The sequence below is a fragment of the Armatimonadota bacterium genome, from assembly GCA_017993055.1.
GTDB lineage: Bacteria > Armatimonadota > UBA5829 > DTJY01 > DTJY01 > JAGONM01.
This window is the reverse complement of record JAGONM010000015.1, coordinates 33,748-46,111: the sequence shown is the minus strand read 5'-3', so window position 1 is coordinate 46,111 and position 12,364 is coordinate 33,748. Positions and strand designations below refer to the sequence as shown.

Annotated in this window: 10 protein-coding genes; 7 read left to right on the top strand and 3 right to left on the bottom strand. The window is 65.7% G+C overall.

Annotated elements, in window-relative coordinates; genetic code table 11:
• The first annotated feature begins 130 nt into the window (after positions 1 to 130).
• The 5 genes from KBC96_07610 to KBC96_07590 all read left to right on the top strand — a co-directional run bounded on the left by KBC96_07610 (position 131) and on the right by KBC96_07590 (position 5,435).
• Positions 131 to 904, top strand: a complete 774-nt coding sequence (locus KBC96_07610; protein ID MBP6964255.1) for a DUF881 domain-containing protein — start codon at positions 131 to 133, stop codon at positions 902 to 904.
• A gap of 53 nt (positions 905 to 957) precedes the next feature.
• Positions 958 to 1,260 carry a small basic family protein gene (locus tag KBC96_07605; GenBank protein ID MBP6964254.1) on the top strand — a complete coding sequence of 101 codons (303 nt, stop codon included), beginning with the start codon at positions 958 to 960 and terminating at the stop codon, positions 1,258 to 1,260.
• Positions 1,261 to 1,294: 34 nt separating this feature from the next.
• Positions 1,295 to 2,533: a cell division protein FtsA gene (ftsA, locus tag KBC96_07600; GenBank protein ID MBP6964253.1), complete on the top strand. Its 1,239-nt coding sequence runs from the start codon at positions 1,295 to 1,297 to the stop codon at positions 2,531 to 2,533.
• Between the two features lie 29 nt (positions 2,534 to 2,562).
• Entirely contained in the window at positions 2,563 to 3,600 is a 1,038-nt protein-coding gene (gene ftsZ, locus KBC96_07595; GenBank protein ID MBP6964252.1) for a cell division protein FtsZ, read from the top strand.
• 110 nt (positions 3,601 to 3,710) lie between these two features.
• Positions 3,711 to 5,435, top strand: coding sequence for a radical SAM protein (locus KBC96_07590; GenBank protein ID MBP6964251.1), 1,725 nt, complete (start codon positions 3,711 to 3,713; stop codon positions 5,433 to 5,435).
• Positions 5,436 to 5,674: 239 nt separating this feature from the next.
• Here KBC96_07590 and KBC96_07585 read toward each other — a convergent pair whose 3' ends face one another.
• The 3 genes from KBC96_07585 to KBC96_07575 are packed head-to-tail and all read right to left on the bottom strand — an operon-like array spanning position 5,675 to position 9,072.
• The gene (locus KBC96_07585; GenBank protein MBP6964250.1) at positions 5,675 to 6,754 is read right to left on the bottom strand and encodes a hypothetical protein; all 1,080 of its coding nucleotides are present in this window, start codon (positions 6,752 to 6,754) and stop codon (positions 5,675 to 5,677) included.
• A gap of 15 nt (positions 6,755 to 6,769) precedes the next feature.
• Entirely contained in the window at positions 6,770 to 7,840 is a 1,071-nt protein-coding gene (locus tag KBC96_07580) for a PD40 domain-containing protein (GenBank protein ID MBP6964249.1), read from the bottom strand.
• Between the two features lie 32 nt (positions 7,841 to 7,872).
• Positions 7,873 to 9,072, bottom strand: a complete 1,200-nt coding sequence (locus tag KBC96_07575; protein MBP6964248.1) for an MFS transporter — start codon at positions 9,070 to 9,072, stop codon at positions 7,873 to 7,875.
• A gap of 283 nt (positions 9,073 to 9,355) precedes the next feature.
• Between KBC96_07575 and KBC96_07570 the strand changes: the two genes are divergently transcribed.
• Together KBC96_07570 and KBC96_07565 are read left to right on the top strand one after the other, a co-directional pair.
• Complete coding sequence (locus tag KBC96_07570; protein MBP6964247.1) at positions 9,356 to 10,453, top strand: EVE domain-containing protein; 1,098 nt, start codon at positions 9,356 to 9,358, stop codon at positions 10,451 to 10,453.
• Positions 10,450 to 12,363, top strand: coding sequence for an endo-1,4-beta-xylanase (locus tag KBC96_07565; GenBank protein MBP6964246.1), 1,914 nt, complete (start codon positions 10,450 to 10,452; stop codon positions 12,361 to 12,363). The genes KBC96_07570 and KBC96_07565 overlap by 4 nt, the downstream gene beginning before the upstream one ends.
• Position 12,364: the final 1 nt, after the last annotated feature.

Below are 12,364 nucleotides of genomic sequence, written 5' to 3'. Positions count from 1 at the left end.
CAACGACTCGACTCGAGCCGTCGGCGCGGCCCGATTCGGGTTCTCTTGATTCCGCGCCGCCGCAACTCACCGGGCCTCAGCCGACGGGCTGCGGGGCGGACGCGGTTCTCCACCGGGGATTGGTCCAGTAATGATAGCGCCTTTCGGCCTCAAGAAAAGCTCATGGTTATGGCATGTCACGATGCTCAGCCTCGTGCTCGGCATGCTGCTCGCGGCGGCGCTGAAGACCCAGCAGACCATCAGGACCGGGTCGGGCATCCCCAGCACCCGCCTGCCGATACTGGCGCAGTCGTGGGCGAACGAGCGGGAGCGCAACCAGACCCTTCAGCGCGAGATCGAAGACCTCCGCGGCAAGATCACCCAGTACGAGAACGCCCTCGGCGAAGGCGGGTCCCAGAGCGGCCTTCTGCGCGACGAACTGCGCACCGCTAAGTTCCAGGCCGGACTGCTGGAGGCGAGGGGCGAGGGCGTGCAGGTCATCCTGCAGGACAGCAAGAAGCGGCCCCCCGCCGATGCGGGCCCGGAGTTCGTGGACGACTACAACATACACGATTACGACATCCGGGACTTCGTGAACGAGCTGCTCGCTAGCGGCGCGGAAGCCGTCTCGGTCAACGACCAGCGCATAGTGGCGACCACCTCGATCCGATGCGTCGGGCCCACTATCCAGGTCAATGGGGCCCCGATGGCGCCCCCGTTCGCGATCACGGCGATAGGTCCGCCCGACGATCTGGAGAGCGGCCTCAAGATGCGCGGCGGAATCCTGGACCAGTGGCGGGTGGACGACCTGTCGGACATGGTCAGGATATACAGGAAAAAGGAACTGGTCGTGCCGGCCTATTCCGGCAGCACCAGGTTCAAATACGCCCAGCCTGTCGAGCCGGAGGTCGAGGTCAAAAAGTGATTCTGCTGCTGCCCCTGGCGGGCGCCCTGATAGGATTCTTTGCGATATACTTCATGAACGTGTCGGTGCCGCCGAACATCGCGAGCTATCTCTCTCTCGCGGCGCTGGCCGGTCTCGACGCCGTCTCAGGCGGCATCAGGGCCGGGATCGAGGAGAAGTTCGAGGCCGACATATTCCTGTCCGGCTTCGTCGTCAACGCCCTGCTGGCGGGGTTGCTCGCGTACCTCGGCGATCAGATCGGCGTAGACCTGTTCCTTGCGGCCGTCGTGGTGCTCGGCGGGCGGCTGTTCCTGAACCTGTCGCTCATCAGGCGGCAGTGGCTGACGAAGATCGCGCTTTCAAAGAGGGAATCCTAGACGGCGCCGGCTGATCGGCGGTGCGGGGTGGATTTTGTCGGATAGTCGCCTGATAACCGGACTCGATATCGGCACCACCAAGATCTGCGCGGTGATCGCGGAGGCTTCGCCCGGGTCTGCGCCCGAGGTGATCGGCGTCGGCATCAGTCCGTGCGACGGCCTGAAAAAAGGCGTGGTGATTGACCTCGAGTCCACGACGGATGCCGTCCGCAGCGCGGTTGACAAGGCTCAGAGAATGGCCGGCGAGGAAGTCCGTTCCGTCGTCGTCGGCGTCACCGGCGAGCACATCGCCTGCCTGAACAGCCGGAGCGTCATAGCCATCACGCACTCGACGCGCGAGATCACCGACGGCGACGTCGAGCGGCTGCTCGATACCGCGAAGATCATCGTCCTGCCGGCCGACCGGGAAATCGTCCACGCGATCCCCCGCTGGTACTCGGTGGACGGCCAGGACGGGGTGCACGCGCCCGTCGGCATGCACGGCAACCGGCTCGAGGTCGAGACGCACATCGTGACCGGGATGACCAGTTTCATCCAGAACGTCATGAAGTGCGTCCGCCAGGCGGGCTGCGAAGTGGACGGCACGGTGCTCGAGCCGATCGCCACCTCCGAGAGCGTGCTGTCCCCTGCGGAGACCGAACTCGGCGTGGTCCTGGTGGATATCGGGGGCGGCACGAGCGATGTTGCCATTTACGTCGGAGGTAGTATATACTATTCCGGAGTTGTGCCGGTGGGTGGCAGCCATGTCACCCGCGACATAGCGATAGGTCTGAGGACTTCGATCGAAGAGGCCGAGCGGCTGAAGGTGAACTTCGGCTCAGCTCATACTCTGTGCGAGGACCAAAACGAACCGTTTGAGTTCGTCAGTCTGAGCGGCGAGAGGCCCAGGCAGCTTCCCCGGAAGGTGCTGGCCGAGATCATCGAACCTCGCATGGTCGAGCTGCTGCAGATGGTCCGAGAGCATGTAGAGAAGGCAGGATGCGCCGACAGGGTGCCCGCCGGCATTGTGCTGACGGGAGGCGGGTCACTGCTCAGAGGACTGCCGGAGCTTGTGGAACAGGCTGTCGGCATGGCGGCCAGGGTCGGGTCGCCTACTGGTGTTACGGGACTGGTGGAGTCGGTGAGCAGCCCGGCGTGCGCGACGGCCGTGGGCCTGGTCGAGTTCTGGGCCAGGCACGAGCGCGGGAATGCTCGCGACAGTGAGGGCGAGGCCGTTCTTCCTCGCGTATGGAGACGGCTTCGGGATTTACTCGCCGGAATCGGTGGGGACTAGGTTTTCAATAAACAAAGGGGGGGCATAGAATGGCTGATCAGTACGCGAAGATCAAGGTAGTAGGCGTTGGTGGAGGCGGGACGAATGCCGTCAACCGCATGATCGAGTGCGGCGTCTCCGGTGTCAACTTCCTGGCTATGAACACGGATGCTCAGGTGCTTGACATGTCTGCGGCGGAGCTGCATCTCCAGTTGGGCGAGGGCATCTGCAAGGGCCTGGGCTGCGGAGGAGATCCCGAAATCGGGCGCATGGCGGCCGAGGAGAGCAAGCAGGAGATCAAGAAGACGCTGGAAGGCGCGGACATGGTCTTCGTGACCGCGGGCATGGGCGGGGGCACCGGCACCGGGGCGGCCCCGGTGATCGCTGAGATCGCGAGGGAGATGAGCGCGCTCACAGTCGGTGTCGTGACCAAGCCGTTTGCCTTCGAGGGACCGCGCCGGTCCCGCGTGGCGGAGGAGGGCGTCGAGAGCCTCCGCGACAAGGTAGACACCATCATCGTCATCCCGAACGACAAGATGCTCGGCATCACCGAGAAGAAGGCCACCCTCCTGGAAGCCTTCCGCATGGCCGACGACGTCCTCCGGCAGGGCGTCCAGGGCGTCTCGGACATCATCACCGTTCCCGGCATGATCAACGTTGACTTCGCCGACGTGAAGACCGTCATGTCGGATGCCGGCGCCGCTCTCATGGGCATCGGCTACGCGACGGGCGAGAACCGCGCCATCGAGGCCGCCCAGTCGGCCATATCGAGCCCGCTGCTCGAAACCAGCATTGACGGCGCGCGCGGCGTGCTCCTCAACATCACGGGCGGGTCGGACCTGACCCTCTCCGAGGTCTACGAGTCCGCCGACGTGATCTTCAAGGCGAGCGACGAGCGCGACGCGAACATCATCTTCGGCACGGTCATAAGCGACCGGATGGACGGGGCCGTTCAGGTCACCGTACTGGCCACCGGCTTCGACGCGACCAGGCCCGTGAAGAACGACCGCATGGGGTCCCGGGAGAGCGTGCCCGTATCGGCCAACGCCGACGAACTCGACATACCGGCGTTCCTTCGCCGCAGATAGTATCTCGATCTGCCGACGAACCATGTGAGCAAGCCGATCCCTCCGCCCTGGCGGTCGGGTCGGCTTGTTCGCGCCTTTTGCAGGTGCGCCGGCGCTCCCCGCATCAGACCATGTCCAGCCGACTCATCCGCGGGATTCGAGATCAGCTTTCGAGGGAGACCGGCGCGAGCCGCACCCCCCGCGCCGGCGGCCTCCGCTTCGCGCTGGCATTCCCGAACACCTACCGCGTCGGCATGTCGAGCCTCGGGTTTCACGCCGTCTACCGCATTCTGAACGACACGGAAGGCGCCTCCTGCGAGAGGGTGTTCCTCCCCGATCCCGAGACCCTCGAGGACCTGCGCCGCACGGGCGAGTCCCTGCTGTCCATGGAGACCCTGACTCCCGTCCGGGACTTCGACGTCGTCGCCTTCTCCGTCTCGTTTGAGATGGACTACCCGAACCTACTGCGAACGCTCTCCCTGTCACGCATGGATGAAGTCGCCGCGGATCGCGGTCCCGACCAGCCGCTGGTGATCGCGGGAGGCCCGGCGGTCACGTTCAACCCCGAGCCGCTCGCGCCGTTCGTTGACGCCTTCCTCATCGGCGAAGCGGAGGAAGCCCTCCCGGGGATCGTGCGTGCGCTGACCGACGCCCCGTTCCGCGACCGCCGGGCGCTCCTCCGCCTTCTCAGTTCGATCGAAGGGGTCTATGTGCCGAGCCTGTACCGGCCGCTCTACCGGGAGGACGGCGCTCTCTCCGGCATGGAGGCGCTCGACGGCGCGCCGGGGCGGGTCAGGCGCAGGTGGGTGCGCCGCCTCGACGAGTTCGCTTCGACGACGGCGATCCTGACCCCGGACACCGAGTTCTCCGGCATGATCCTCACCGAGCTTGCCAGGGGATGCGGGCGCCAATGCAGGTTCTGCGCGGCCGGATATGCGTTCCTGCCCCCTCGCGCCCGGTCGGCCGAGAGCGTGATCGCCGCCGTCAGATCCTCGGAGGACGCCCTGGGTCGGGCGCGCGTCGGATTGGTCAGCGCCTCGGTCTTCGACCACCCGTCCTCGCTCCCCGTGTGCGCGGCTCTTACCGACCGGGGCCGCGAGTTCTCGATATCGTCCATGCGCGCCGACGCGCTCACCCCGGAGATCGCCGAGACCCTCCGGCGCGGCGGCCAGGAGACCCTCACGATCGCCCCGGAAGCGGGGTCGGAGCGCCTGCGCCGGGTGCTGAACAAGGTCATGTCTGACGACGACGTTCTGCGCGCCGCCGACGTCGCCTGGGACGCCGGTTTCCGCAGGCTGAAGCTCTACTACATGGTCGGCCTGCCGACCGAGGCTCCGGAGGATATCCGTGGAATCGCCGACCTGACCGTCCGAGTTGCCGGCGGGCGCGCCTGGGAGAGGGTGACCGTCTCGGCAAGCTGTTTCGTCCCGAAGCCGTGGACGCCCTTCCAGTGGGCCGCGATGGACGGCGAGAAATCGCTCTCCGGTAAGCTGTCGGTCATCCGCTGCTCGCTCGGCGGGGTCAAGTCGGTCGAGGTAGTCGGGGAGAGCGCCCGGGACTCCGTCGCGCAGGGGGTACTCGCGCGGGGAGACCGCCGGCTGAGGGAGGCCCTGCTTGCCGCCGCGCGCGAGGGAGTCAACTGGCGGACGGCGTTCCGGCGGGGCGGGGTGGACCCTTCCTTCTACGCGACTCGTGCGAGGGATGTGAGCGAGGTTCTGCCCTGGGACCACATGGACCTCGGCGTGCGGAAGGACTACCTCCGGCGCGAGTACGAACTGGCAGTGCTCGGCGAGCCCACTCCCCCGTGCGACGTCGGCCGATGCGCGAGGTGCGGGGTCTGCGCTTCGTCCCCCTAGCGGGAGGGCCGTTCCCCGCGCAGGCCGCCCTTCGATACACTCTCCGCTTCGCTCCGAGCACTCAGGGCTGACGGTGTGTGTCGCATGTAGTACCGGCGTCATCCTGAACGACCGCCCGTCATCCTGAACGACGTGTGGTCATCCTGAACTCGATTCAGGATCCAGGACCCCCCGGGTGGATGCTGAGTCAAGCTCAGCATGACGGCAGGTTGGCGGCATCCGGCATGTGCTCCCCGCGCCTAGAGCGGTCCCGGCGACTTGCGCAGTCGGGCGGCCACGTACTCGTAGAAAGCCTTGTTCGGCACTTCCTCGTGCCCGATCCGGGTCGGCGGGTAACGCCTGCCCTGCACGAATAGGAAGTGGCTCTCCAGCGCGTTGATGTCGTGCCCGCGGTCCACGACGAGCATCCGGCGGAGCGAGCTGTCGGGGACCTCTATAGGGGCCTTCTCCGGGACGGCCGACAGGTACGCGAGGTGCCTCACGTCCGCGTCCGGGACGCAGATGTCGCCGCAGCCCGCCCGGATCTTCCGCGCGAGTCCGCCGTCCTGGTCGCTGAAAACGGGGACGTGCTTCTCCAGCGTGTCTATCGCGTCCGCCAGGAAGACGCCGACCGCCGTCCCGATCCCCCAGAGCATCCCCGCGGCGACGATCGCCGTGTCGTCGGATGCGCCGCGCCCGCGCCTGTGCCGGATGTACATGTACTCGACGCCCTCGCCGTCCGGCCCCTCGTCCGCCACGATCAGCCCCACGTCGCGGTAGTACTGGATCATGTCCTCGTGCGCGCCGTGGGCCAGTATGTCGCCGTTCAGCTCGAGCTGATGCATGACGCGCGTGTCCACCAGGCAGCACTTGCCGCCTCCGATGGTGATGCCGTAGCGCTCCTCGGCCGCGAATCGGACCTCCGTGTCGTCGCGGAGCCCACCGGCATACAGCCCGCGCAGGACCTCCATGCCCGAGACGTCCAGGCCCCTCAGCGAGGCCGTATTGAGCAGCGGGAGCCCTTCATCGTCCTCGAGCGGGGGGCGCTCCTCCCCGGCGAGCACCCTGTCCGCGTACTGCCCGATGCCGTCAATCAGGCGCTGCCGGTCCTCGCGGATCGCGACGGGGTCGAGCCGGAGCGCCCTCGAGATGTCGTCCATCGTCGTGTTCGAGTACCTGACGCCGTAGAACACCCCGTGTCCCTCGTGCGCGTGCCCCTGCACGGACTGCATGAGGATCAGGCGCTCGACGTCCCAGGTGGTGCGGAGCGTCTCCGCGGAGTCGAGCTGTCGGAAATCCCGGACGATGCGGTCGTAGGGGGCCACCCCGTGTTGAGACATGCGTCGCTCCTTCGATCAGCGGTCGGTGCCGGTGTTGATCTTCCCCGCGCCGAAGATCCCCGGATCCATGTATATGTCCCTCGGCACGGCCCCGTAACCGGGAGATATGTTCGCCAGCCTGACGGTCATCTTGCCCGTCTCGTATGTCGCGAACACGAGCTGGTCGCGAGACGGGGACCATGCGGACGCGCGGGTCTCCACCTTCAGGCCGGCCGATCGGTCGAAACTGGTCTGGTAGTAGGGGCCGTAGCCCTTCGCTTTGTCGGCCGGCGTGCAGAAGAGGTTCGCGGGGTTGCTGCCGTAGACGAAGGATATCCACTTGCCCGTGTGAGACCAGACAGGCGCGGCATAATCGCGCCCCCCGACCGCTATCGGCCTGCTGCTCCCGCCGGATGCCGAGCACGCGTAGATGCCCTCGCCCTTGCCCTTCACCAGGTAGAGGAGGTCGTTTCCCTTCGGCGACCATGACGGATCGAGTTCCTGCCCGGGCCCGTCCACCAGCCGTTTGGCCGGTCCGCCGCCCGCCGGCATCACCCATATTCCGGCGGTGCCGCCCCTCTCGCTGGAGAACGCTATCCGCCTGCCGTCCGGAGACCACGCGGGGCCGAAATCCCTTCCCCCGGAGTTCGTGAGCTGCTTGTCGGGCGTCCGCTCGGTGTCCGCCCTCCAGAGGTCAATCTCCGCTCCAGTCCCGGAAGCGAAGACGACGTAGCGCCCGTCCGGCGAGCAGTCGAACAGGCCCGCGCTCGGCAGTCGGCCGACGTACACGCTGCGCTCGGACACCCTGTCTATGATCCCGGTCGAGTTCGCGGACCACAGGTAGTATCGCCCGTCCGGGTGGCGCGCCAGCAGGCACATCGGCCCGTCCACGTTCGGCCACTTGACCGCCAGGACCTCGTGCTCGAACGGGATGTACTCGTGCTTCCGCCCCTCGGAGTCGAGGATGTATATCCCCTTGCCGTCCGAGAGGTTCCCCGCCACGATTATCCGCGATCCGTCCGCGCTCCACCCCGTCGGGGGCGTGGATTGCGCGGACCAGGCGCCTTGAGCCGCCAGCGCGAGCACGACCAGTATCAGTCTCTTCAATGAAACACCTCCGCTATCCGCCGCGCAGCCGCCTAAGTCAGCCGCCTGATCCCCGGCTGGAACAACAGCACCCCCGCCGCGCTCGCCGCGCACACGATCCCGCCCGCCGTCAACGCCGCCGGCGCGCCGACCGCCTGGGCCACCGCGCCCATCATGAGCTGTCCGATCGGCCCCATCCCCACGAACGCGAACATGTACGCGCTCACGACGCGCCCGCGCAGCTCGTCCGGCACGACGGTCTGTATCAGGGAGTTCGTGCTCGCCAGGTACATCAGGTTGCTGAACCCGAGGCCCACCAGGAAGACCTGCGACAGCGCGAAATGGCGCGAGTTCGCGAAGAGCACCAGCATCACCGGCAGCAGCAGGGTCGCCGTGGTGAGTATCAGCCCCTTGCGCTCGGACTTGCTCAGCATCGCCAGGGTGAGCGCGGCCGTCAGCCCGCCGACCCCCACCGACGACATCAGCAGGCCGAGGCCCCTGATGCCCACGCCCAGTATGTCCTCCGCGAAGACCGGCATCAGCATCGCGTAAGGCATCGCGAAGAGGCTCGGCACCGCCGCCAGGCACACAAGCGTCCGCACGGTCTTGTTGTGCCGGACGTAGCTCAGTCCCCCGCGGAAGTCCGCCCAGATCCCCTGCTCGTCGTCCGGCTTCCGAAAACTCTCGATCCGTATCAGCGCGACGGCCGCGATCATCGCCAGGTAGCTTGCCGAGTTGAAATAGAAGCACTTGCCCAGCCCGATCGCCGGCACCAGGATCCCCGCCAGCGCCGGGCCGACTATCCTCGCGCTGTTGAACGCCGTCGAGTTCAGCGCGATCGCGTTCATGATGTGGCGCTTGCCGACCAGCGTCGGGACCACCGACTGGCGCACCGGCATGTCGAACGCCGACGCGAACCCCGACATCGTCGCCAGCACCATCACGTGCCAGACGGCTATCACCCCGTAAGACGTCAGCAGGCCCATCATGAAGGCCGACGCCATCAGCACCGTCTGCGTGAGGAAGAGCAGCCGCCGCCGGTCAACCCTGTCGGCCAGCACCCCGGCGAGCAGGGTCAGGAGCGTCACCGGGAGCGCCCCGAGGAATCCCACCGTGCCGAGCATCAGCGACGAATGGGTCAGGTCGTATACCAGCCACCCCTGCGCGGTGTTCTGCACCCAACTGCCGATCGCGGACAGGACGATTCCCGTCCAGTATAGCCTGTAGTTTCGGTAGCGGAATGCATCGAACAACTGCCTTGTTCCCTGCTGATTGCGGTGCGGCGATCCGCCTAAAGAATGACACACGAGCAATGCTGTGTCAAGCGCGGTTCTCCCCGGACTGAGGCGGAGGCAGAGCAGAGCGCGGATCGCGATGACCGGTCCCACCCGGACGACCGAGCAGGAAAGGTCCTCTCAGGTGTTGAACACTCTGGCAAACGAGGCGTGTCTATTGCCGGGCCCGGGAATCTGGGATTACGGTTGGGTGCACGTCCCCCTTTGTCCATCGAGTGAGTACAAGGAGTTGGTGCAAGGCATGGATAAGCGCGACTACTGGCTTGACCTGTTCACGGGCGTGACATGGCAGCAGTTCCAGGATGCCGGGGCCGCTGTGAGCGGATTCCGTGCGTCCCGAAAGGTGCATGCCGAGAAAATCAAGCCGGGGGATTACCTTCTGTGCTACCTGACGGGGGTATCGAGATTTGTCGGAGTGCTGGAAGTACTGTCTCCGGTGTTCGAAGATACGACTCCGATATGGGCTGATGAAGATTTCCCGTGCAGGCTCAAGGTCAAGGTAGTAGCTGCGTTGACCCCGGATACAGCCGTGCCGGTACATCATTTGAGTGATCGTCTCAGCTTCTTTCAAAACATGAAGGCACCTAGCTCGTGGACTGGTCGCTTCAGAGGCTCTCCCTGCAAGTGGAACCGCCAAGATGGTGAGGCTGTATTGAGAGCGGTTGAGGATGCCGTCCGTAACCCGGTCTTGCGTCCCGTGGATCCCGCCAAGCTCACCAGACGGCCAAAGACTCTCAAAGCAGCGATTGGCCCGGTGACGGTGCCGGATGGTGAGTCGGGGGTAGAGGAGCACGCGGCTAGAGAGCCCAGAGAACATGGCGAGATCCAGTGGCTTCTGCTAAAGCTCGGAAACGACATGGGCTTGGACGTATGGGTTGCCCGCAATGACAGAGGGCGACAGGTCAATGGACGCAAGTTCGCCGACCTTCCCCGCATCAAGAAAGAGCTTCCGCTTCAGTTCGACGAAGCGACGAACAAGACTATTGAGCACATTGACGTGCTATGGTTGCATGGCAACGCTATCGTGGCCGCCTTCGAGATCGAGAGTACTACGTCAATATACTCTGGTCTTCTGCGCATGTCTGATCTCGTTGCCATGCAACCGAACCTGAATATTCCACTCTACCTGGTGGCACCCGAGGAACGGAGGGACAAGGTCATCACTGAGGTGAATCGCCCGACATTCTCAAGGCTGAGACCGCCGCTCGCGCAGATGTGCAGATTCCTCTCCTTCTCATCGTTACGGGCCTCGGCCAGTGAGATCGCGACTGTAGTACGGCATCTAAAACCCGAGTTTCTGACCGAGATATCGGAGTCATGCGAGGCAGATGAGCTATGAAGTCTGTCTGTGGGACGCGTTGGTTCATTCCCGCTCTTCTTCTGAGTCTTCTTCAGCCCCTTTCCGCCGATGTCGTCCGCAACCGCGACTCCCCCTTCGGGGTCATCTGCTCGTGGCCGGGGATCAGGGACGCCGGCGTCAAGTGGGTCCGGTGCGGGGCAGGGTGCTCCGCCCTCGACTGGGGCGCGGTCGAGAAGGAGCGCGGCGTCTACGACTGGAAGAGCGCCGATGCCGAAGTCAACGGCTGGACGAAGGATGAGGGCGTCGAACTGCTCGTCATCCTCGGCTACACCCCCAAGTGGGCCTCCTCCGGCCCGAACGGAGAGAACAGCGCGCCTCCACGAGACCTGAAGGACTGGACGAACTTCGTCCACACCGTCGTCTCCCGCTACAAGGGCAAGGTCAAGTACTGGGAGGTCTGGAACGAGCCGGACATCGGCTTCTGGACCGGCACCATCGAGCAGTACTGCGACCTCCTGAAGGGCGCGTACGTCGCCGCGAAGAAGGCCGACCCCGAGTGCAAGGTCGTCTTCGGGGGGCTCGCCGGGGTCAACCTCCCCTTCCTGGAGCGCGTCTACCAGTACGGCGGCGGCCCCTTCTTCGACGTCATGGCGGTCCACCCCTACCAGTGGGGCGATACGTTCAACGACGAGTGGTTCTCACTCCAGCTCCGAAACCTGCGCGATCTGATGGTGAACTACCGGGAGCGGTACAAGGAGGTCTGGCTGACCGAACTCGGCTGGTCCACCGGCGACGCGGGCATCACGGAGGACGTCCAGGCGCGTCTCCTCCAGCAGGCGATGATCGCCGGCCTGAGCCTCTCGGACATAGACGTCACCAAGGTTTTCTGGTTCTCGGTCAAGGACTGGGGCGGCCCGGGATACGGCCTCATCCGCCCTGACGGCGCGCGCAAGCCCGCGTTCGAGGCGTACCGGTTCGTGACCGGCATGCTGGAGGGTTCTCAGTACCTCGGCCCGATCGAGCATCAGGCGCTCCGCTGTCACAGGTTCCGCGGGAAGGACGGCAAGCTGCTCCTAGCGGCGTGGCATCCCGGCAAGGAGAAGGCGCCGCTCGAACTGCCCGCCGGGAAGCGCTGGGTCGAGGCGAAGCGGCTCGGCGGCCCGGTGCAGATCGAGGGCGGCGCCGTCGAGGTCGGCCCGGACCCGGTGTTCGTGCTGAGCGCCGATGAAGTCCAAGATCCCACGCCGATGTCCCGCCCGGATTACGACGACAGGTCGAAGCGCGACGTGTGGCTGGGGATAGCTCCCCCGGAGGGCACCTCGCGGCTCTACTTGATCCGGGGCGTGCACCAGGTTCTGACGTTCAAGGCGCACAACGACTCCGGACGGGGCGCGTTCGTGCGGCTCGAGGCGCGCATCAACGGCCGCGAGGGTTCCTGCCGGCCCGTCTATCTCGCCGGCGGGGAAGTCGGGGACGTCACGGTGAAGTTCCTGCTCCCGGCCGACTTCGAGGCGGGCACGGCCGAACTGCTGGTCCAGGGGACGGTTCAGTCGGAACAGCTTCCGTGGATGCGGATACCCGTGCGCGTATCCGACGGCCCGGTGATCGAGTTCCTGGCGAACAGCACCGTCGAGAGCCGCTATCTCGTCGAGAACGAGGGCAGCGGGGGCGCGCCGAGCGTGCGTTTCAGCGGCACGTGGACCTACAAGCTCGACCTGTCGAAGGCGAAGAGCGCCTACCTGGAGCTGGACGTCGGGGCCCACGAGGCGAACGAGTGGCAGGTGCTCGCGTCGTCGGATCGGGTCGCGTGGAAGACTGTCCTCTCCGGCAAGAGCAACCGGAGCCGGCACGAGGTGGACGTGAGCGCCTGGGCCGGGGGTCCGCTGTACATCAAGTTCGCGGGCAACGGCCAGCAGCTCGGCGAGTTGGCGCTGTCCGTCGGTTTGTAGA

Excerpts from the sequence above, each read along its gene's own strand:
- ftsZ (MBP6964252.1), top strand. The coding sequence starts at position 2,563 with ATGGCTGATCAGTACGCGAAGATCAAGGTAGTAGGCGTTGGTGGAGGC.
- KBC96_07605 (MBP6964254.1), top strand. The coding sequence starts at position 958 with ATGAACGTGTCGGTGCCGCCGAACATCGCGAGCTATCTCTCTCTCGCG.
- KBC96_07565 (MBP6964246.1), top strand. The coding sequence starts at position 10,450 with ATGAAGTCTGTCTGTGGGACGCGTTGGTTCATTCCCGCTCTTCTTCTG.
- KBC96_07585 (MBP6964250.1), bottom strand. The coding sequence starts at position 6,754 with ATGTCTCAACACGGGGTGGCCCCCTACGACCGCATCGTCCGGGATTTC.
- KBC96_07570 (MBP6964247.1), top strand. The coding sequence starts at position 9,356 with ATGGATAAGCGCGACTACTGGCTTGACCTGTTCACGGGCGTGACATGG.
- KBC96_07610 (MBP6964255.1), top strand. The coding sequence starts at position 131 with ATGATAGCGCCTTTCGGCCTCAAGAAAAGCTCATGGTTATGGCATGTC.
- KBC96_07590 (MBP6964251.1), top strand. The coding sequence starts at position 3,711 with ATGTCCAGCCGACTCATCCGCGGGATTCGAGATCAGCTTTCGAGGGAG.